General features: G+C 61.6%; 19 protein-coding genes. 7 read left to right on the top strand and 12 right to left on the bottom strand.

The window, feature by feature from the left end; genetic code table 11:
* Positions 1 to 53 precede the first annotated feature (53 nt).
* The 3 genes from P5689_RS12015 to P5689_RS12005 all read right to left on the bottom strand — a co-directional run bounded on the left by P5689_RS12015 (position 54) and on the right by P5689_RS12005 (position 3,568).
* Complete coding sequence (locus P5689_RS12015; protein ID WP_285533327.1) at positions 54 to 1,571, bottom strand: FAD-dependent oxidoreductase; 1,518 nt, start codon at positions 1,569 to 1,571, stop codon at positions 54 to 56.
* Positions 1,572 to 1,787: 216 nt separating this feature from the next.
* Positions 1,788 to 2,561 carry a 5'/3'-nucleotidase SurE gene (surE, locus tag P5689_RS12010; protein WP_285533326.1) on the bottom strand — a complete coding sequence of 258 codons (774 nt, stop codon included), beginning with the start codon at positions 2,559 to 2,561 and terminating at the stop codon, positions 1,788 to 1,790.
* A 218-nt stretch (positions 2,562 to 2,779) separates the two neighbouring features.
* Positions 2,780 to 3,568 (bottom strand): DUF2076 domain-containing protein, encoded by a 789-nt coding sequence (locus P5689_RS12005; RefSeq protein ID WP_285533325.1) that lies wholly within the window; start codon positions 3,566 to 3,568, stop codon positions 2,780 to 2,782.
* A gap of 174 nt (positions 3,569 to 3,742) precedes the next feature.
* On the opposite strand from P5689_RS12005, the gene P5689_RS12000 reads away from it, so the two are divergent.
* Together P5689_RS12000 and glyS are read left to right on the top strand one after the other, a co-directional pair.
* Positions 3,743 to 4,630, top strand: coding sequence for a glycine--tRNA ligase subunit alpha (locus P5689_RS12000; protein ID WP_285533324.1), 888 nt, complete (start codon positions 3,743 to 3,745; stop codon positions 4,628 to 4,630).
* Complete coding sequence (glyS, locus tag P5689_RS11995; RefSeq protein WP_285533323.1) at positions 4,630 to 6,699, top strand: glycine--tRNA ligase subunit beta; 2,070 nt, start codon at positions 4,630 to 4,632, stop codon at positions 6,697 to 6,699. Before P5689_RS12000 ends, glyS begins: the two co-directional genes overlap by 1 nt.
* A gap of 410 nt (positions 6,700 to 7,109) precedes the next feature.
* Here the strand turns inward: glyS and P5689_RS11990 are convergent, their stop codons facing one another.
* Positions 7,110 to 7,502 carry a hypothetical protein gene (locus P5689_RS11990; RefSeq protein ID WP_285533322.1) on the bottom strand — a complete coding sequence of 131 codons (393 nt, stop codon included), beginning with the start codon at positions 7,500 to 7,502 and terminating at the stop codon, positions 7,110 to 7,112.
* Between the two features lie 281 nt (positions 7,503 to 7,783).
* On the opposite strand from P5689_RS11990, the gene P5689_RS11985 reads away from it, so the two are divergent.
* Genes P5689_RS11985 through P5689_RS11975 form a run of 3 tightly spaced genes read left to right on the top strand, consistent with a single transcriptional unit; the run spans position 7,784 to position 10,459 of the window.
* Positions 7,784 to 9,256, top strand: coding sequence for an FAD/NAD(P)-binding protein (locus P5689_RS11985; RefSeq protein ID WP_285533321.1), 1,473 nt, complete (start codon positions 7,784 to 7,786; stop codon positions 9,254 to 9,256).
* Positions 9,222 to 9,596, top strand: a complete 375-nt coding sequence (locus P5689_RS11980) for a YidH family protein (RefSeq protein ID WP_023978667.1) — start codon at positions 9,222 to 9,224, stop codon at positions 9,594 to 9,596. The genes P5689_RS11985 and P5689_RS11980 overlap by 35 nt, the downstream gene beginning before the upstream one ends.
* Positions 9,593 to 10,459 carry a LysR family transcriptional regulator gene (locus P5689_RS11975; RefSeq protein ID WP_285533320.1) on the top strand — a complete coding sequence of 289 codons (867 nt, stop codon included), beginning with the start codon at positions 9,593 to 9,595 and terminating at the stop codon, positions 10,457 to 10,459. The genes P5689_RS11980 and P5689_RS11975 overlap by 4 nt, the downstream gene beginning before the upstream one ends.
* Here P5689_RS11975 and P5689_RS11970 read toward each other — a convergent pair.
* From P5689_RS11970 to P5689_RS11945, 6 genes are all read right to left on the bottom strand, one after another.
* Positions 10,443 to 10,868 carry a DUF3293 domain-containing protein gene (locus tag P5689_RS11970; protein WP_285533319.1) on the bottom strand — a complete coding sequence of 142 codons (426 nt, stop codon included), beginning with the start codon at positions 10,866 to 10,868 and terminating at the stop codon, positions 10,443 to 10,445. The two genes, P5689_RS11975 and P5689_RS11970, sit on opposite strands and share 17 nt — an antisense overlap.
* Before the next feature lie 26 nt (positions 10,869 to 10,894).
* On the bottom strand, positions 10,895 to 12,049 hold the full coding sequence (rodA, locus tag P5689_RS11965) for a rod shape-determining protein RodA (protein WP_023978670.1): 1,155 nt from the start codon (positions 12,047 to 12,049) through the stop codon (positions 10,895 to 10,897).
* On the bottom strand, positions 12,049 to 13,959 hold the full coding sequence (gene mrdA / locus P5689_RS11960) for a penicillin-binding protein 2 (protein WP_408868546.1): 1,911 nt from the start codon (positions 13,957 to 13,959) through the stop codon (positions 12,049 to 12,051). The genes rodA and mrdA overlap by 1 nt, the downstream gene beginning before the upstream one ends.
* A gap of 108 nt (positions 13,960 to 14,067) precedes the next feature.
* Complete coding sequence (locus tag P5689_RS11955; protein ID WP_285533317.1) at positions 14,068 to 14,634, bottom strand: hypothetical protein; 567 nt, start codon at positions 14,632 to 14,634, stop codon at positions 14,068 to 14,070.
* A gap of 4 nt (positions 14,635 to 14,638) precedes the next feature.
* Positions 14,639 to 15,583 (bottom strand): rod shape-determining protein MreC, encoded by a 945-nt coding sequence (gene mreC / locus P5689_RS11950; protein ID WP_285533316.1) that lies wholly within the window; start codon positions 15,581 to 15,583, stop codon positions 14,639 to 14,641.
* A gap of 21 nt (positions 15,584 to 15,604) precedes the next feature.
* Positions 15,605 to 16,651: a rod shape-determining protein gene (locus tag P5689_RS11945; protein WP_023978674.1), complete on the bottom strand. Its 1,047-nt coding sequence runs from the start codon at positions 16,649 to 16,651 to the stop codon at positions 15,605 to 15,607.
* A 397-nt stretch (positions 16,652 to 17,048) separates the two neighbouring features.
* On the opposite strand from P5689_RS11945, the gene P5689_RS11940 reads away from it, so the two are divergent.
* Together P5689_RS11940 and P5689_RS11935 are read left to right on the top strand one after the other, a co-directional pair.
* A complete protein-coding gene (locus P5689_RS11940) occupies positions 17,049 to 17,318 on the top strand; it encodes a hypothetical protein (protein ID WP_031240782.1) in 270 nt (89 codons plus the stop codon).
* A 24-nt stretch (positions 17,319 to 17,342) separates the two neighbouring features.
* Positions 17,343 to 17,804: a hypothetical protein gene (locus P5689_RS11935; RefSeq protein WP_083510696.1), complete on the top strand. Its 462-nt coding sequence runs from the start codon at positions 17,343 to 17,345 to the stop codon at positions 17,802 to 17,804.
* A gap of 193 nt (positions 17,805 to 17,997) precedes the next feature.
* Here the strand turns inward: P5689_RS11935 and P5689_RS11930 are convergent, their stop codons facing one another.
* Together P5689_RS11930 and P5689_RS11925 are read right to left on the bottom strand one after the other, a co-directional pair.
* Positions 17,998 to 19,569: a 2-isopropylmalate synthase gene (locus P5689_RS11930; protein ID WP_285533315.1), complete on the bottom strand. Its 1,572-nt coding sequence runs from the start codon at positions 19,567 to 19,569 to the stop codon at positions 17,998 to 18,000.
* Positions 19,570 to 19,806: 237 nt separating this feature from the next.
* On the bottom strand, positions 19,807 to 20,709 hold the full coding sequence (locus tag P5689_RS11925; RefSeq protein ID WP_285533314.1) for an N-acetylmuramoyl-L-alanine amidase: 903 nt from the start codon (positions 20,707 to 20,709) through the stop codon (positions 19,807 to 19,809).
* Positions 20,710 to 21,140: the final 431 nt, after the last annotated feature.

Genomic DNA, 21,140 nt, shown 5'->3' with positions numbered 1-21,140 from the left:
GGGGGTGTTCCCCCCGCGAATGAAGCGCAGGAAGCCGCTCCACCCCTTGTCTGTCAAGCATCGTCGAAGGTGACGGCTTCCTTCGCCGTCTCTTTTGGACGTCCCGCCATGGCGAGACCCACAATTTTATCACCCTTCAGATAACGTGCGGTGAAATCGAAACGATCCGTCTCGCCGTCGATCTCGACCCTGTCGAAGCTCTGGGGCCAGCCGAGATATTCGATCTTGCGGTCATATTGCTGCGTCCAGAACCACGGCACCGGCAATGTCCCGCCGGGCAGGCCCAGCATCGTGCGTGCCGCGATACGCGCCTGACACTGTGCCGTGCGCCAGTGCTCGATGCGGTAACGCTGACCGTCATGCGCCATGCTGGCGATATCGCCCACCGCATAGACATGAGGGGCAACCCGCATGGACTCATCCACATCGAGCCCGCCTTGGTTGTTAATGGCGTAATCAGGCAGGTAATCCAGCACCGGGCTGGCACCGATACCGGCCAGAACCAGATTGGCGCTGATGGTGCTTCCGTCATCCAGCGTCACAGCGCTGACTGCCTTATCTCCCTCAATGGACTTCACCTTGCGCGAGGCGATAAAGGCAACACCTTTCTCCTCATGCAGGCTGCGCATGGCACTTGCCACGCTGTCGCCAAGCTGCTTCTGGAATGGCAATTCGCTTTGCGAGACCACCGTCACGCCAGCCCCACGCTTGCGCAAGGCCGCCGCCGCCTCCATGCCAATAAAGCCGGAACCGATCACGACAACACTCGTATTCTTGTCCACCGCCGCGATGATCTGCTGGGCGTCCTGCGCGGAGCGAAGCCCATGCACCCCTTCCAGCTTGGCGCCGGGCACATCCAGCTTGCGGGCGCGAGAGCCGGAGGCAAGCAGGATATGATCCGGAGTGAACGGATTGCCCTTCTCCAGCGTGATCAGGCGGGTTTCAAGATCGACCTTGACCGCCCGATCAATCAGCCGCTCGATCTTGTGCGCGTCATACCATTCCGCCGGGCGCAAAGCCGGAGGAGGTGCCCCCTCCTCACCCGAGCCAAGCACCATCTTGCTGAGCGCTGTGCGGTCGTAGGGCAGGTCGGGCTCTGGGCTGACCAGTACCACGCGTCCGGCAAAGCCTTCCTCGCGCAGGGTCACCGCTGCAGCAATCGCCGCCGCCCCGGCCCCGATGATTGCAACGAATTCGTGCTCGCGCATGGGCGCTGGCGCTGTCTTGCTCATGGGCTGTTTGCCCACGAGCACGCGGTCATCATGAACCTCAACCGGGTAGCGATTGAGCGGATCGAGAGCGGGCGGCTCGATCAGGCGACCACTCTCAGCCGAGAAACTCGCCTTGTGCCAGGGGCAGACAAGCTGCACATCGCCCTGCAGTGAGCGGCAGGCTACGCCCTGCTCCATCGGGGCCCCCTTATGCGGGCATTTTCCGTCGAATGCCCGTATCTGATCGCCTGAGCGATAGAGAACCAGCGCCTTGTCGCCGATGGTAAAGGGCGTGATGACCTCCTCCGGAAGGTCATTCAGGGCCATAACATCGGTCCAGTCCAGCAGATCTTGGCTCATGTCGTTTCCAGTGCAATCGGATGAATCAGTGTTGGATACCGATTGCAACGCCGGGAAACGGATCCGGTTGGGGCCTCTGGCTTGCGTCATCCCCCCGAAAGCAGCGCGTGACGTCAGCAAGCCCGGATCGGGTCATGACGCGATACGGTAGCGACCAGTGCGAGACCTTCGCCTCCCCTCCCCCGATCTGACCGAGCAGAGGAGGCCGCTCGACGCCTAGCGGGGCCTTGTCATCAGCCAGTCATGGACCGCGCGGTTTGTCCGCCCGAAGGAAAGCGGCGTCACGCTCAAATGTTTCTCGGCGATGGCACGGGTTTCCGTACCGGGTGCGTCGCTTTCATGATCGCGCTTGAGATGCAGCCAGTGATAGGCCGCACGGCGCATATCCTCGCGCGCCACAACCTCGACATCGCGCAGCAGCCCGCGGCCCTGCGTCGTTACCACGGCCTCCTTTGCCTCGCTGGCGGGACAGGCAGGAAAATTGATGTTCAGGCAGGCGGGCTCCGGCAGCGCGAGGGGCGCGAAGGCGGCAATGACATCGGGTGCCAGTTTTCGGGCTGTTTCCCACGGCACATTATTGCCGTCGCTGAAAGCCTGACTGAGCGCAAATGCAGGCAGGCCGAGAAGCATGGCTGTCATGGCCGCCCCCACCGTACCTGAAAACACCGTCTCGACGCCCAGATTTGCCCCACGATTGACCCCGGACAGGACAAGGCTCGGGGCCGCATCGCCCAGGATATGCCGTGCCGCGATGGCCACGCAATCACCCGGCGTGCCGGTCACGGAAAAGCGCCTTGGCCCATGCTGATGCACTCGCAACGGGTCATGCAGGCTCAGTGCATGTGAGATTCCGCTCTGATCCCGCGACGGGGCAACCACCCATACATCATCCGACAGCTGCGCCGCCACGTCCTGAAGGACAGCGAGACCGGGTGCGTCAATGCCGTCATCGTTGGTCAGAAGGATACGGCGGAAAACAGGATGGCTCATTAGGGAGTTTTTCCTCACGGATGGCGGGACGGACAAAACTCATGCCTCGATGCCGGACATGGACAAGCGACCCTGTCACGATCTGTCGGCGGGCAAAAGAAAACCCGGCGTGAGGGCCGGGTTTTCCAGAAATCAGTCGCGGGTCTGAGGCTTTTGCGTCAACGATATTGAGGCCGCACAGCCCGGAGATCCGCTCGGATCAGACCATAATGAAGGGCTCAGAAGGAATCGTCGCCCCAGCCGCCACCGCTGTCACCACCCCAGTCTCCACCGCTATCGCCGCCATTATTGCCCCAGTCATTGGCATCGTAATTCTGCCCGGCATCCTGACCGCTTCCGGCAAAGGGATCGTTGCCCGCACCGCCGTAATTGTTGTTGATGATGGTTTCACCACCACCGAAACCCCCGGCAGCATCGGCGCCATGATGGCCCGAAAACAGGCTTTCAATGGCGTTGGCCGCCAGCATACCGCCTGCAACACCCGTGGCCGTGGTCAGTGCCGAGCCGAGAAAGCCCGACCCGCGCTGCTGGAACATGCCGGTCGAGTAGCCCGGGGGTAGATTGGCCTGCGGCGGCGGAGCGTAGCCCTGTTGGCCATAACCCTGCTGACCGTAGCCTTGCTGGGGCTGACCACCCCAGCCCGGAGGCGGTGCCGATGACTGCTGGCGGTTACCGCCGCCAAACAGACCACCAAACAGGCCGCCACCGCCCTGCGGGCGCTGCTGCTGTGCCTGTTGCAACTGGGACTGCGCCTGCTGCAACTGGAACTCGAGCTGGCGGATGCGGTTCTGCGCTTCGGCCAGCGCCACTTCCTGCACCACAGCCATCTGGGTCACGCGGTAGCGGGCTTCAGGGTATTTCTGGAAGTTATCCGCAATCCAGCGATCCGCCTCGGGATCGACCGGAGGCAGATTGGCCGGGGCCTGAGAGCCGCCAAACCCGCTATTCGGCGCTCCGCCGACGCGGGCAACGAACTGCGAAATAAGATCACGCTCTTGCTGGTTCATGGGGATGACTCTCCATCCGGTCAAAATGATAACGGCATATAATGTGGTTTGGGTCGGAAAGAGTTGCAAGTGCCCGGCTCAACGGCCCGGCCTATTGAATGCCGCGCCTGCGATTGGCTTGTTTGGGCTGTCGGGGTAGAACAGGGCAAGTGAACAAGACCGGAGCCTCGATCCTTGACCCCCTTGCCCGAAAACGGCGGACGCCCCCTTTCCTTTCAGGATCTGATCCTGCGCCTGCACCAGTTCTGGTCGGCACAGGGCTGCGCCCTGCTCCAGCCCTATGACACAGAGCTTGGCGCGGGCACGCTCTCGCCGCACACCACCTTGCGGGCATTGGGGCGCAAGCCGTGGAAGGCCGCCTATGTGCAGCCCTGCCGCCGTCCCTCAGATGGCCGCTATGGCGAAAACCCGAACCGTCTTCAGCATTATTACCAGTATCAGGTGCTGCTCAAGCCAACACCCGAGGACAGCCAGCGCCTGCTGCTCGACAGCTACCGTGCCATCGGGATTGATCCGGAAAAGCACGATATCCGCTTTGTGGAAGATGACTGGGAAAACCCGACCATCGGCGCCTGGGGTCTGGGCTGGGAAGTCTGGTGCGATGGCATGGAAGTCACGCAGTTCACCTATTTCCAGCAGGTTGGCGGCATCCCGACCGTCGTACCCTCAACCGAGTTGACCTACGGGCTCGAGCGTCTGGCCATGTATGTGCAGGGCGTCGAAAACGTCTATGACCTCGACTTCAACGGTCAGGGCCTGAAATACGGCGATGTCTTCCTGCGCGCCGAGCAGGATTACTCGCGTCACAATTTCGAGCTGGCCGATACCGAAATGCTCATGCGTCACTTCCGTGATGCCGAGGCGGAGTCTGTCCGTCTGGCAGAAGCCGGTGTCGCCCAGCCTGCCTATGACCAGTGCGTCAAGGCCAGCCATCTGTTCAACCTGCTCGACTCACGCGGTGTGATCTCGGTCTCGGAGCGTGCCTCTTACATTGGTCGCGTGCGCAATCTTGCGAAGCTCTGCTGCGAAACCTGGCTTGCTTGCGACGAGGAGTCGAAATAATGGCCGAATTCCTTCTCGTTCTCGATTGCGAGGAAATTCCTGCCCGGATGCAGGAAACGGCGGGGCAGGATCTGGCCCGTCTGGTCAGTGAAGCCCTGTCGCCCCTGTCACCGGTAAACGTCACGGCTTTCTGGGGCGCGCGTCGTATCGGCGTCTCGCTTGAGATCAACGATCAGATTGCCGAAACGACGCAGTCCGAGCGCGGCCCACGCGAGAGCGCGCCCGAACAGGCGCTCGCCGGCTTTCTTCGCAAGCACGGTGCCGAGCGCGATGCGCTCGTGCTCGAAAACGGTTTCTGGGTGCTCAATCGCACACTGCCAGCCATCACCGCTTCCCAGCAGATTGCTGCGACCATTCCCGGCCTGCTCTGGCGCTTTCCCTGGCCCAAATCGATGCGCTGGGGACAGGGCAGCGCTTTCACCTGGGTACGCCCCCTGCGCCGCGTGATCTGCCTGCTTGACGGCAAGCTTGTGCCTTTCAGCCTCGCTACCGACAACGATGATGCCCACGGGCTCGTGGCCGGCACGCAGACCGAAGGCCATCGTTTCATGGCACCGGAAGCGTTCGAGGTGACGTCCTTCGAGCAGCTCAGGAGCGAGCTGTTTGCCCGCAAGGTCGTGCTCGACCCGGCGCAACGCCTGTCGATCATTCGCGACGGGTTGCAGGCTCAGGCAGAGAAGGCCAGCCTGACCCTAGTGCAGGATGACAAGCTGGTCGAGGAAGTTTCTGGTCTGGCCGAATGGCCCGTTGCCCTGCTCGGGCGTATCGACGACGCCTATATGGACCTGCCGCCTGAGGTGATGCAGGTCTCGATGCGCATCAACCAGCGCTATTTTGCGCTGCGCACGGCAGACGGCAAGGCAGCACCGCATTTCGCATTCATCGCGAATATGGACTTTGCCGATGGTGGCGCCCTGACCATTGCAGGCAATGAGCGCGTGCTGCGGGCACGCTTTGCCGACGCCCGCCATTTCTGGGATCTCGACCGCAAGACGACGCTGGCCGATCGTGTTGCGGCGCTCGATGCCGTGACCTTCCATGCCCGCCTTGGCAGTCAGGGCGCGCGCGTCCAGCGCATCGTGACGCTGGCCGGTACCGTGGCGCGGGCAATGGGGCTGGATGACACCGCACAGAACCACGCAAAACGGGCCGCCCTGCTGGCCAAGGCTGATCTCACCACCGGCGTGGTTGGCGAGTTCCCCGAACTTCAGGGGATCATGGGTGGCTACTACGCCCGTCATGACCACGAAGGCGATGCGGTTGCGGATGCGGTGGCAGAGCATTACATGCCGCGCGGCCTGAATGACGACACACCGCGCGCGCCTGTCTCGGTCGCCGTGGCTCTGGCAGACCGTCTGGATCTGCTGACGGCCTTTTTCGCCATGGGCGAGACACCGAGCGGCTCCGGCGACCCCTATGCGCTGCGTCGCGCGGCGCTAGGGATCATCCGCATCATCCGTGACAACCAGTTGCGCCTCGATCTGACAGCCCTGATCGCACAGGCTGCGCAGAACCTGCCCGAAGGCCTGCGCGAAGGCGGCGAGCTTGCCGCCCTGCCCGGCTTCCTGGCCGAGCGCCTGCGCGTACAGCTTCGCACCGAGGGCGAGCGCCATGATGTGCTCGCCGCCACACTGGCAGGTGGACTGGATGGCGACCTCGTACGCCTTCTGGCCCGTACCTCGGCATTGGCCGAGATGGTGGACACGGATGACGGACGCAACCTGCTGGCTGCCAGCAAGCGCGCCGCCAATATCCTGCGTATCGAGAACCGCAAGGACGGCCCGCATCAGGGTGAACCCGATGCGGCACTCTATGTGCAGGATGAGGAGCGCGCTCTGGGCCACGCTCTTGCGGACGCCCGCAAGGATATCCATGACGCCCTGATAGCGGAGCGCTTTGCCGATGCCATGCGTGTGGCAGCAGGGCTGCGCCCGAGCCTCGATCAGTTCTTTGCCGAGGTGACGGTCAATGATCCCGAGCCCGCTCGACGCCTCAACCGCCTGCGCCTTCTGGCCCAGATTGGTGAGACACTGACCGAGATTGCCGAGTTCGGCCAGATCGAAGGCTGATATTGATACCTGCCCCTGTCTTTAGCGCCTGAGGCGCTGGAGACAGGAGGCTCCAGCCTCCGCCGAGGCAGCACCGCCGACAACGCTTGCATAGCCAGCCTGCGGATAATGCGGCCGCAAGCTGTACCCGGCGGTTTTGTCAGCCACAGTCTATCTTCCTATCAGACAAAAGCGCCCATCTGTGCTTGGGAAATGCATCGTCGCGGGTGTTGCTTGATATCAAAGCCCTGCAAACGACTTGCGGCGTGATCCCGCGGAAGTGCTCCCACACGTTCCCGGTTCCGGCTCATGAACGGTGACGCCTCAAGCTTCCCAGACCCCAGATAGAGTCACGCAGGGTTCCTCGCGCCTGCGCTCCGTCCATGATGCGTACTGACCGCACGAAGAAGCGGCCCGCGTCAGGCTTCCAGTTAGTGCCCTATTGTCTCGCCCGGCGGGGCGCGTCCGTGGCCGACCAGACTGGCATCCTGATAGGCCGGTCCAAACGCACCGATCGATGTGCCTGTTGTCGGATCGTGCCCCGGCGCTCCATTCCCTACAGGGAGAAACTGCCGCCCGAAATCCACGATTCTGCCAATCGTGGTACGCCGTAAAGGCGGTGCCGCCATTGGGCGAGGCATTGGCGCAGGCTCCCAGCGTCCCGATCCCGCCAAAGGGTCATTTGAGGGCGGAACCATATTGCTGGCAGGCATATCGAACCGGAGCGGCAGGACGGTCGAGAACCCTTTCGCGCGGGCCGGATAAGGCCATGAGGCAGCCACCCAGGCCACAACGATCATCATCCGCACACGGTCTTGGATCATCTCGAACCTTCCCGAAGAGTCAGTGAGGCGATCTTCAAGTCTCGATCCGGAGTCGCGCAACAGTTTTACGGGTCGGGCGCTGGTTCCTGTCCCTAGCCCCCATATTTCCTAGGCGATTGTTCAATACCTAAGCAGGAACCCCAAGGATATGATGCCTGCGACAAACTGCCGCCGCACGACGGATACTGTTCATGAAAATCGATTGGTTCGATCCATAATATCAATTGGATCGATTGACCCGCGCCCCTGATACTCCCTGAGACGCGAGGGAGTAGGAAACCATGGACAGGCTATATGAGATTGTCATCATCGGCGGGGGAGCCAGCGCAACCCTGCTCGCCCATGTGCTGAAAAGACGGCACGCACGGAATTGTCTGATCATCGATCCCAACGCCAACCCGGCTCTCGGGGTGGCCTATGGCACGCGGTGCATCGGCCACCTGCTCAACGTTCCAGCCTGCGGCATGAGCGGGCTGGCGGGCGAGCCGGATCATTTCGTGCACTGGCTGCATCGGCACATCGATCCGGGCATCGCACCCGATGCCTTCATCCCCCGCGCGATTTACGGCCTCTACCTCCAGCACCTGTTTGACGAAAGCGGCGTCATCTCCATGCAGGGCAAGGTGGTGGCATGCGATGTTGTCGCTAGGGGTTTCCGGCTTGTTCTGGCCTCCGGAGAAATCGTCATGGCGCAGCAGGTTGTTCTGGCTCTCGGCAATTTCCCGCCTGCCATGCTGCGTGGCGCACCCCCTGAAATCATGCACGACCCGCGTTATCGTCATAATGTCTGGGATAGCGGAGCCGGTTACCGCAATGCCGCTGCCGAAGATATGGCCACGAAGGGCCGCCTCACCCCGTTTGCCCCTGAGGCAACATTACTGATGATCGGTAGTGGCCTCACCGCCATCGACATGGTCATGAAGGCGCGCCTCGCCGGACATGCGGGACCGATCCATCTCCTGTCAGGCCATGCAAGCCTGCCGAAGTCTCATAAACCCGGCCAGAAATCCGTCGCGCCTGTTATCAGCGTCGAAAAAGGCGCCGATCAGAAAGGCGCCCGTCTCAGCCGGTATGTCCGCGAGTTTCATGCAGCGCTGAGGCAGGGACTGGACTGGCGCAGTGCGATCGACAGCCTGCGTCCCATCACCAATACCTTATGGGTGGCGCTTTCGCAGACTGAACAGGCGCGGTTCAATCGTCATCTCCGGCGTCGATGGGATGTAGCGCGTCACCGCATCGCACCACAGATCGCCGCTTTCCTGCACGATGCCCTGCAGGAGGGCACGCTCGAACTTCATGCCGGCCGCGTCACGCATATCGAGGCGCAGCCTGAAGGCCTGATCGTGACAGCTAGCCATGCCGGGGGCCAGACGCGCTTTCGCGCTGATCATGTGCTGAATTGCACAGGTCCCGATCTCGACTACACGCGTGTCGGATCGGCCCTGCTTGAGCAGTTATTTGCTTCGGGGCTCGCCTCGCAAGGCCACCGGGGCGCCGGGCTGGAGACGGGCAATGATGGCAGGCTGATCGACGTCAGTGGCGGAAGCCCTCATGCCCTTTACACGCTGGGACCCGCCCGACTGGGAACACTATTCGAATCCATCGCCATTCCGGAAATCCGCCAGCAGGCCTATGATCTCGCCACACGCATCGCCAGCCCTTCAGCCATTCAGACACCAAAGGGCGCGTCTGCTTCCCCCGTCATGAAAGCCGTTCCTGATGATTGCCCGCTATACCGACCACGCCGCCAATGAACGCACTTTTCTGGCCTGGGTGCGTACGGCGCTGGCGATGGTCGCCATCGGGTGCATGCTGGCAAAATTCAACATCTTTCTGCGCCTTATCAGCAGCGAGCATCATGCTGCCATGCCGGTTCTGCCGGGGTCCTCAGCCTGGATCGGGGTCGCCACCATCTGTGCCGGGCTTGCGCTTCTGCCTGCCAGCTGGTGGCGGTTTCGCAAGGTAAAGGAAGCCCTCTCGGCAGAGGAACCCCGTGAGATAACGCTCAGTGGACTGGAGGGTATTTTCTGTCTGCTCCTCTGCGCCCTGATCGGCGCCATTCTGCTCTCGCTGCTCGGCGTTCTGCCTTCATGACCCTTGACCAGCTGCGCATCTTTGTGGCGGTCGCGGAACGCGAGCATATGACCCGTGCAGCCGAGGCGCTCTGCCTGACCCAGTCAGCCGTCAGCCATGCCATCATGACGCTGGAACAGACATTCGACCTCGTCTTTTTCGACCGTATCGGTCGGCGCATACGCCTGACACAAGCAGGCGGGCTCTTTCTGGAGGAAGCCCGTGCAGTTCTCAAACGCGCTGGTGCGGCCCAGCGGCGCATGCGCGCCCTGACGACGCTTGATGAGGGGTCGCTGCATCTCTGGGCCAGCCAGACTATCGCCAGCTACTGGCTGCCCGCCCGTATCAACCGCTTTCATGAACAGCATCCGGCTATCACGCTGGAAGTCACCATCAGCAACACGGAGGATATCTGTCAGCATCTGCTGGACGATACGCTGGCCATGGGGCTGATTGAGGGCGTTGTGACGGACCCCACCCTGACAGCCACATCGATCGCAACCGATCAGCTTTTGCTCGTGGTCACTCCCGAACACGAATGGGCCCGCCATCCGCCCTGCCCCCAGGACCTTGCCGGTTCAGACTGGATCCTGCGCGAAAAAGGCTCAGGCACCCGTGCCAGCTTCGAGAAAGCGGTGGCAGACTGGGGCGTTGACCGCGCTGCCCTGCCCATCGTGATGGAGCTGACATCCAACGAGGCAATCGCCAATGCTGTCGCGACCGGCAATGCAGCCACGGTGCTTTCGGCCAGTGTGGTCGCTGGCTTGATCGAGAACGGGCTGCTGCATCATGTCGGCATCCGCTTTCCCGAACGTCATTTCTCGCTTGTGCGCAACGCCAGAGCGCTTTCCCCCGCAGAGAACGCGTTTATCGCCTTGCTTTGAACGTTTCGGTTGGCCCAAGGCGGTCGCATAGCCACACCAACCGGGCCTTTTGTCCCCTTCGTGCGATGACGAGGGCATTCTGACCGAATTGCCGGCCCAGTACACGGGCTCTGTCAGGCGCGAGCGGTACTGCGAAAAACGGCTCCTGCCACTGCCCCAGCACACCCTCACCGCCGAGCACCGCTGGCGTGAGCTCTGAGCCAGACAAACGCAATGCTCGGTCGAGTATCGCATGCAAAGCCGTCATGGCGCGCTGATTGTACCGATCAGGCATACGCCTGCCGCCAGGATTACAGGCCCCGATCAGCACAAGCGCCGGAACAGAAAAAGGCCACGGCCTGAGTGTCTGCCCGATACGCAGGGTAAAGGGCGCGATCCGATACGCCGTGTCATGATAGGCACGCAGCATCGCCGGGCTCGGCGGTCTGATCCTTCTCACAGATCCGGATTGCGCTCGACAACATCGCGCTCGTTGCGATGAACCCAGGAAGAAAGCAGCAGGCCAAAGCCGAACATCATGGTGAGCATGGCCGAACCGCCATAGGAGATGAGGGGCAGCGGCACGCCACCCACCGGAATGACCCCCATGACCATCGACAGATTGACCGCGCAGTAGAGGAAGAAATCGACCGAGATGCCCAGAGCCAGAAGCCGCCCGAACTGGTTGCGGCTGCGCATGGACATGAGCATCCCCCCCACCACAAGCGTGGCCAGAAGACCAATGACCGACACCGCACCGACATAGCCCCATTCCTCACCAATCATGGTGAAAATGAAATCGGTCTGTTTTTCCGGCAGGAAGTTCAGCTGCCCCTGCGTCCCGCGCAGATAACCCTCGCCCCACATCCCGCCCGAGCCAAGGGCGATCTTGGACTGGATGATGTTATAGCCAGCGCCAAGCGGGTCATGCTCAGGGTGCAGAAAGGTGTCGATGCGGGCCTTCTGGTAGTCATGCAGATGCGCATAGACGAACTTGCCGAGAAACGGCACCGGCGCCACCAGCAACACGATCTGCCAAAGGCGCATGCCCGCAGCAAAAAACATGGTCGCGCCGATGAGACCGATGATGACAGCCGTACCCAGATTGGGCTCCTTGAGCACCAGAACCACTGGCAGGAGCGTCAGCAAGGCGGGCGGGATCAATCGGAGCGGATTGCCCATGCGCTTGATGTCGATGCGATGAAACCAGCTTGCCAGAGCCAGGACCAGAGCAATCTTGGCGAATTCCGAGGGCTGAAACTGGATACCGGCCAGGTTGATCCAGCGCTCTGCGCCCTTGCCCACATGGCCCATGCGCAGCACGAGGGTCAGCAGGGTGATGGCCATGAGGTAAATCGGAATGGAGAGCAGACGCAGCACTCTGGGGCTGGTAAGCGCAACCACGATCATCATCACCAGACCGAAGCCGAACCGAACCATCTGCGGGCGTGCGAAAGGCTTGGCCGTGCCGCCTCCGGCTGAATAGAGCGCGAGATAGCCAACCCCGGCCAGAGCGCAGATGAGAAGCACGTAGAGCCAGTTGATCTGGAGAAGCTTGCCCAGAAGCCTAAAACTGGGCTCGGGACGCCACAGGCGTTTCTGCCAGTTCATTACTCGGCGTCCGCGACGGCCTGACCGGGGGCATGGTCATGATTGACCGGGTCGCGCGTGAGCGTGTCGGTCATGATATCACGCGCCAGAGGCGCCGCGGCATCGGCACCGCCATTGCCATGCTCGATCACAACGGCAATCGCGTAGCGTGGCGCGTCATAAGGAGCGAAACAGATGAACAGCGCGTGGGGGCGCTCTTCCCAGGGCAGGTTCATCGAATTGAAGTGACCACTCTCACGCAGGGCGCGTGAAACGCGTCGTACCTGCGCGGAGCCGGTCTTGCCTGCCATGGCCACATCGGGAATGTTCAGCCGGGCCTTGGGCGCAGTGCCTCGTGGTGCATTGACCACATCGAACATCCCCTGCCGGATAACTGCAAGATGCGTATCGGGAATATCGAGCACAGGCGCAGCATCAAGCGGCGTGTGCTCGGAATCCTTGTCATTCACCTTGCGCACCAGATGCGGCGTGACATTCTGGCCAGAGGCGATGCGCGAGACATAGGTTGCAAGCTCGAGCGGCGTCACCTGCACGAAGCCCTGCCCGATACCGGCATTGACCGTGTCGCCACCATTCCAGTGGAAGCCGTGCTTCTGCCGCCATTCCGGCGTGGGGATCACACCCGCACGTGTATGGGGCAATTCGATATCGAGCTTGGTGCCAAGACCAAACCCGTTGGCCATCGCCTTGATCGGCTCCATGCCAATCTTGCGCGCTGCGAGATAGAAATAGACGTCGCAGCTATACATGAGCGCCTGCTGCATGGTGATGCTGCCATGCCCCCAGCGCGACCAGCAATGGAAGCGAACGCCGCCCATATCGTAATAACCAGGGCAGGTGAACCGGTCCTGAGGGCTGATCTGCCCTGACTGCAACGCGGCGAGCGCCACGGCGGGTTTGAATGTCGAGCCCGGTGGGTAGACACCCGCCACGGTCTTGTTGATGAGCGGTGTCCGGACGTTGTTCGTCCACTCGATCCATTGCGCATGGCTCACGCCGGAATCGAAAAGCGACGGGTCGAATGACGGGGTGCTGACCATGGCCAGAACTTCGCCGTTGCGGCAATCCATCACCACAACGCTCGCTGCCTGATCACCAATGCGGTTGAGCACCATCTGCTGCAAGCCGGCGTCGATGGTCAGGACAATTTCATCGCCCTGCTGACCGTCCAGGCGGTCCATCTCGCCCATGACACGACCCTTGGAGTTGACCTCCATCTCAACCGAGCCCGGCTCGCCACGCAGCAGCAGATCCTGTGTCTGCTCGATGCCTGCGCGACCTGCGCGCATACCGGGCAGCGCCATCATGGGACTTGAGGCCACATCGCGCTCGTTAGGCGGGGCAACGTAACCGACGATATGGGCGAGCTGCGGTCCATAGGGATAAAGGCGCGTCGTTCCCACATCGATCAGCACGCCAGGCAGGCTAGGCGCGTTCAGTTCGATACGCGCCATATCGTCCCAGCTCAGGAAGTCCTTGAGCGCAACAGGCACATATTTGCGGATATGACGAAGGTCGCGCTCGATACGGGCCTGGTCGCGCTCGTCCAGCGCGATGATCTGACCGAAACGGGCGATCGTTGCGTGCAGATCGGTCGTCTCCTCGGGCATGAGAAGCGCCCGCCAGTTGACCTTGTTGCCAGCAAGCTGGATGCCGAAGCGATCGACAATCTGGCCACGCGCGGGGGCCAGCAATCGTTTGCTTGTGCGATTGCGCGCCGCCAGATCGCGCAGGTGGTCCCCTTCATGCACCTGAAGATCGTAAAGCTTCTTGCCAAGCACGCTGAGCACGCCGGCCTGCGTTGCGAGAACAAGAAGCGCCCTGCGCGTAAAGACACCACGCGAGGGGGTGATCTCCTCGCGTTTGGCACGTGCCCGGGAAGGTGGAGTCCGCCTGTTCTTTCTCATCACGCGGCAAGGATCCCGGGCCTGAGACAGGTCACAACATCGCCTTCGCCGGTCGGACGTTCAACACAAGGCACTGCGCTGTAACGGGACGTAAGGGTCAAGTCGCGGCCTTCAGGCTTGCTCGGGGTTGGCCACTGTACGACGCGCCCAGGCAAACAGCGCGCTCAGTGTCGGATAGATACCAATCGTCACCGCTGCCTGAAAGAGACTCGGCCCCGGAGACAGCAATGTCAACGACCCGATACACGCGATGATCCATCCAAACAACGACAAAACAAGGGCAAGAGCCCCTAACAGCGCCCAGCCGAACAGAAAGCTGATCCGGCTCAGACCATAGCGCCACAGATGCGCAACGCCATGAAACACAAGCATCGAGAAAAGAAACACACCCGGCGGCCCGAAGCTCAGCGCCTCGCAGATCACCCCCACACAGAACGTCATGAAAGGCGTCATGGATTGGGGGCGATGCGAGGACCAGAAAAACACGGTACTCGCCGCGATGCCGAAACAGAGTTCACTCTGGCCCGGCAGACCAAGCCCTGCCGAGAGAATGAGTGCGCAGACGACCACGAAAAGCGACGGCATGAGAGCGCGTACAAGACCGTCGATACGCCGACGCAGGGTTTGTCGGGGAGCAATGCCGGGATGGATCTCAGGGGGCAGACGATGGGAAACCATGGTCTCAGCCCTGCCCGCGCACGGGCTTCTGGAACGGGACGAAGGGCAGTTCCGGCGAAACCGGCATGGGCGGGGTGAGATGGACGCGCCCCGGGGCATCGGGACCGTTATGGTCAGCGATCATGTAATTGAACACACGAACGATATCAGGGTGATCCAGCGCTGCCTCCGGCACGACGACCGGTGAACCGGGACGCAGGTAATGCACAGTGCCGACCACCAGCCCACCCGGCATGCCCGCAAAAGCCCCGTGATCACGTCCTTCTGGTGCGGGCTGTTCGCCTGTAACCACGCGCTCACCCTCTACCGGGCGGTTATCCTGCGCATAATAGATCAAACGCGGATAAAGCGAGCCATCGCCGGCCATGATGGCGTTGCCGCGTGACGCCGTGAGCATGACCGGGATACGGCTCGCCTCGTCATTGATCATCAGGATACGCACTGTATGCGACCCGGTTTCGGTTACGCGACCCAGAAGGCCTGAGGCATCGAGCGCGACGTCACCCGGCACGATTCCATGATCGTCACCCACTGCCAGCAGAATGGAACGGCCATACAACCCGCCCGCATCGCGAAGGGCATGACCGCTGACGAAGTTGGGCGCGTTGTCAGGAATCCAGTGCAGGCTGGCCTTGAGCTGCGCATTCTCATCCGCGAGGGCTACAGCAACATCATACCAACGGCGCAGTTTCTGGTTTTCGGCCCGTAGCCGAGCATTTTCGCCGGCGATATCGGTCAGCCCGACAAGAGACTGGCGGAGGTGCCCTAAACCTGTACCTGGGGCCGCCATCAGGCGATAAGCCGGAGAGAGCCCGTCGGCGAGCTTCATGCGCAGGGAATCAACCGCCGGACGTCGGGTCAGACCAAGCATGATCAACCCGACCGCCAGAATAAAGAAAAACGGCAGCATCAGCTTCGCGAGTGCATGTCGTCCCTGTATCGACAGCATCGACGGGATGCTCCCTGGCTATCAGTACATCGAGATCAGGACATTCCGCAGGCGACGCATCTCCTCAAGCGCGCGCCCGGTACCGAGCGCAACACAGGAGAGCGGCGATTCACCCACTGTCACCGGCAGACCTGTCGCATTGCGCAGGACATCATCCAGACGATAGAGCAGTGCGCCGCCGCCTGTCAGCACAATACCCTTGTCCACGATGTCCGCAGCCAGTTCAGGGGGCGTGTTCTCGAGCGCCGTTGTGACGGCATCAACAATCTGCATGACGGGTTCAGAGAGACTCTCGGCCACTTGTGCCTGACTCACCAGAACCTCACGCGGCACGCCGTTGATGAGGTCGCGCCCCTTGACTTCCTTTACCGGCCCCGGGTCGCGCGGGTCATCGGGAAGGCAGGCCGAACCGATATCAATCTTCAGACGCTCAGCCGAGCTCTCGCCAATGAGCAGATTGAAGGTCTTGCGGATGTAGGAAATGATCGCGTCATCCATCTTGTCGCCGCCGACGCGCACCGAACGCGCATAGACGATGCCACCAAGAGAGATCACAGCCACTTCCGTCGTACCACCGCCGATATCGACGATCATGCTGCCTGAAGGCTCCGTCACCGGCAGGCCTGCACCGATGGCAGCAGCCATGGGCTCCTCGATCAGCATGACCTTGCGTGCACCGGCGCTTTCGGCGCTTTCCTGAATGGCGCGACGCTCGACCGCAGTCGAACCCGAGGGCACGCAGACGATGATCTGCGGACTGGCAAAGGCGCGACGGTTGTGCACCTTGCGGATGAAATGCTTGATCATTTCTTCCGCGACTTCGAAATCGGCAATCACGCCATCACGCAGCGGGCGAATGGCCGTGATATTGCCCGGCGTGCGACCGACCATCAGCTTGGCTTCTTCACCAACTGCAAGAACCTGCTTCTTGCCGCGCACCTCGGCGATGGCGACGACAGAAGGTTCATCCAGGACGATACCCCGTCCCTTGACATAAACGAGCGTGTTGGCGGTGCCGAGGTCGATAGCCATGTCTGCCGACATGAGACCCAGCAGACGTGAGAACATTCAAGCCTCCTGGCTGAAAGGTTTTGCGCGCGCGGGTCGCGCCCTGCCTCCATCTTGCCTGCACGATCCCCTTGGGGGCTACGCAAGCCCCTGGCGGGCTGAAGTCATGGCGCGAGATATTCTGGCGGGTGGCTTACCGGGGCCCCGTGTGGGGGGCAAGGGGTGATTGGGGAAAATTGCAGTTTAATGACCACAAACACCGCCGTAGCCATGCTTTATCGCATCAGTTACCTTGCGTTACAAATCGTCCCAGCTTGGCCATGATGCGAACATGCTCCCAACCCGAGTCATCGGCTTATTTGTTCATAACCTGTTCACGACTCAGTGGCTTGAGGAAACTCACCAAAAACCACTCCGTTCTGACAGTGTTGGACAAATGACCTAGGATACAAGAACTATGACCAAGCGTGTTTCCTTCCGTAGCTCGCGCAAGCTGTTGGCCGCTTCGGCCTGTCTCGGCATGCTGGGCCTGAGCGCTTGCGGCAATCCTTATGACCCCGGCGCACGCGCTGGTTCCGGTGCCCTGATCGGTGCTGGTGGTGGCGCTGCCATTGGTGCGCTGGCCGGTGGTGGCCGTGGCGCCGCCATTGGCGCTCTTGCTGGCGGCGCTCTGGGCGCTGCTGGTGGTGCCGCAACCACGCCCAATCGCCCGCGTTCCGGTTACTGATCTCTTACCCGCTGAAAGCGTGTCATGATACTTGCTTCCTCGCCCCGCCCCTCACGCCGCAAATGGCCACTGGCTATTCTGGGTACGGTGGGTCTGTGTACCCTGCTCAGCGCCTGCGGCAGCCCCTATGACCCAGGCTCGCGCGCCGGTTCGGGTGCCCTGATCGGTGGCGGTGCAGGTGCGGCGATCGGCGCCCTTGCGGGTGGCGGACGTGGAGCAGCGATCGGCGCGCTGGCAGGCGGACTGGTCGGCGCGGCTGGTGGTGCGGCCACCACGCCGAACCGGCCTGGAGGGGGTTACGCTCAAAGCGGGTATTACAACCAGGGTGGTTACTACAACCAGGCCCCGCCCCAACAGGGCTATCAGCAGCCCTATTACAATAATGGCCAGAACGGCTACGCCGCTCCGGCCTATCCCGCGCAGCCCCAGGCTGCGTATCCGGCCCAGCAAGGTTATCCAGCCTATAACCAGGGTTACGGATACTAGTCACAACGGCTTCGCCGTATTGAACACCACACGGAAGACGCCCCGCAGCGATGCCGCTTCGGGGCGTCTTCTTTTATCCCGGGCCGTTACTGCTTCCATAAGCGGGCGCAAGTTCATGGCAGCCTCATGGTGCCATGAAAAACCCCGGCAGCCTGAGGCCGCCGGGGCTTGAAAACATCGATCCGCCTTCTGATCAGGCGTTAAGCGCCTCGGGCTCGCTGCGGGCACGCTTGACCAGCAGCTTGTTCAGCGCATGAACATAGGCACGTACTGCGGAAACGATCGTGTCGGCATCAGCGCCCTGACCATCCACCATCTTGCCACCCTCTTGCAGGCGGACAGTCGTCTTGGCCTGGGCATCCGTGCCCTCGGTCACGGCGCCGACAGAGAACAGCGCCAGCTCGGCCTCATGCGGGAAGATCTCGCCAATTGCTTTGAAGGCAGCATCGACAGGACCGTTGCCGCTGACCTTTGCCGTGCGCACAACACCATCCACGAGCAATTCAAGCGCTGCTTCGGCCGGACGCTTCGAGCCAGCCGTCAACTCCAGCGCGACAAAGCGGATACGGTCGTGATCACGGGTTTCGTCATCGACCAGGGCGCGGATATCGTCGTCGAATACGGTCTTTTTCTGATCCGCCAGAACCTTGAAGCGCTCGAACGCATCCTGGATCTTCTCATCCGGCAGGTCATAGCCCAGCGCCTTGAGCTTGTCGCGGAAGGCAGCGCGCCCCGAATGCTTGCCCAGAACGAGCGATGTCTTGCTCCAGCCCACACTCTCCGGCGTCATGATCTCGTAAGTCGCTGCGTTCTTCAGGATGCCATCCTGATGGATCCCGCTCTCATGAGCAAAGGCATTGCGCCCGACAATCGCCTTGTTGGGCTGCACGTCAAAGCCGGTGATATTGGCCAGCAGGCGCGAGATACCCAGCAGACGTGGCGTTTCGATGCGGTTCTGGAAGGGAATCTTGTCACGGCGCGTGCGGATCGCCATGACGATTTCTTCGAGCGCCGCGTTGCCAGCACGCTCACCAATACCGTTGATCGTGCACTCGATCTGGCGGGCACCACCGGCGACTGCTGCCAGCGTATTGGCAACACCCAGACCCAGATCGTTGTGGTTATGGGTCGAGAAGATGACCTTTTCCGCACCCGGCACGCGCTCACGCAGCATGGTGAAGATAGCCTGCAATTCATCCGGCGTGGTGAAGCCAACCGTATCAGGAATATTGATGGTCGTCGCGCCATGACGGATCGCCATTTCCACGCAACGGCACAGGAAATCCGGCTCGGTGCGTGAACCATCCTCAGCCGACCACTGCACGTCATCCGTGAAGTGGCGCGATGCCTTGTTGCCCTCGGCAATCAGCTCCAGAACCGTCTCAGGCTCCATGCGCAGCTTGTACTTCATGTGCAGCGGGGAGGTGGAGATGAAGTTGTGAATTCGACGACGCGGCGCCCTGGCGATAGCCTCGCCTGCGGCCTCGATGTCCCGCTTGCCACCGCTTCGGGCCAGACCACACACCACGGCCTCGCGGACCGTCTCGGCAATCTTCTGCACGCTCTCAAAATCGCCGGGCGACGCAACCGGGAACCCGGCCTCGATCACATCGACACCCAGCTCTTCAAGAGCCTTCGCCATACGGATCTTCTCTTCCAGATTCATCGAGAAGCCGGGCGATTGCTCGCCATCACGCAGGGTGGTGTCAAAAATGATGACGCGGTCGTCAGCAACCGTGCCAAAAGAAGGATGGATGATGGTCATGGCTTTGTCTTTTCGTGGCTTTGAACAACAGGATCGTAACCCCTGAACGCGCCGGTCGAACCGGCCGCAAAATGCGCTCAGGGGCAGATAAGTCGAAGCGTACGAAGAAGGAGGCCCGGGCACAGATCGGCGCGTGCTGCTGCACGGGATCCTATGCTCGAAAGGGGCGCCAGAATGTTCATGACGCCCTTCCTACTGTAAAAGACCAGCTCTTGCCTAGCGCAGTCGCATCATTTTCTAGCCCGAATGCGCAATATTCATGCCAGATCCGGCGAAATAGCGATCGATTGCCGCGCTCATGGCGATCGCCACCTGCTTGCGATAGCCTCCCTGCCTCAGGGCCGCCTCGTCATGCCGGTTGGACATGAAACCCATTTCGACCAGCACAGAGGGAATATCCGCCGATTTGAGCACGACAAAGGCTGCATGGCGCGCGGGATGGCGCAGCAGGCCGATACGCGGCTGGAAAGCTGATACGACACTGGCGGCCATATGCGCCGACCCCCGCCTCGTCTCCTCGTTCACCAGACTGGCGAGGATGGCCTGCACCTCGGAGGACATGCCGTGAAACGCCGGGCCAGCAAACCGGTCGGCGCTGTTCTCGGTCTGGGCGAGTGAGGCAGTCTGCGCGTCTGATGCACCGTTGGAAAGCGTATAAACGCTGGCGCCCCTCACCTCCGGGTCATGAAGGGCATCAGCATGCATGGAAATGAAAAGCTGCGCCTTGTGGCGGTGCGCAAGATCCACGCGCCCCTCGAGCGGAATGAAATGATCGTCCGCTCGCGTCATCACGACATCATAGCGTCCGGCACTTCTAATCTGATGATAGAGTTCCTGCGCTGCGGCCGCGGCAATGTGTTTCTCATAGGTGCCGCTCACACCGATCGCCCCTGGGTCTTTGCCTCCATGACCGGGGTCGAGCATGATCACAGGGCGCGGTGGTGCGGCCTTGCCTACCAGCGCAGGCGCCTTGCCGCTGGCGTGCGGCGTCAGATGATGGCTGCCCGCCCCCTGCGCTGCGTGATGGGCTGCCCGGTGGCCTTCCGCACGCGCAGCGCGCACACCGAGCAGCGTACCTGTGGCCAGCGAGCCCCCCAGAAGTCGCGTCACCTTGCGGCGGGTCGGATCGAAAACAGGCATAGGCGGCCCCGGTGAAGAGAGATGACAGCGCATCTTCTGATCAAAAAATAAGGTGTCAACAAGGCGATGGCCGCCATCTTGCATAGCACGGCATTTTCCGTCATCCTGTGGGAGAAGGATCACGATACGGTCGATCCGGCGCTAGGACAGAGCCCCGTCTAGAGGGGCATTCTCCACGCGCCGCTCCCGTTTTCTGGCATGCTTCGCGCGTCATCATGGTTTGCAAGAGCCCCCTCCCTCCCGCAGGCACAGCCGCGGGACGACAAGAGAGGTCAGTCTTCCAAGCCTGGGCGCAGATGACAACTCGCAGGGGCCGCATGAAATCTGCCAGTCTCGTTATGTGGAAAACTACCGGAGCAGGCATCGACCTGTGTCCGACGCTGTTCCGCGAGCGCTGGTCTGATGGCTCTTTCTCACAAACCACGCCTCGA

This window comes from Asaia sp. HumB (assembly GCF_030263835.1).
Classification (GTDB): Bacteria; Pseudomonadota; Alphaproteobacteria; order Acetobacterales; family Acetobacteraceae; genus Asaia; species Asaia bogorensis.
The sequence above is the reverse complement of the archived record's forward strand: the minus strand, read 5'-3'. Positions and strand labels throughout refer to the sequence as shown.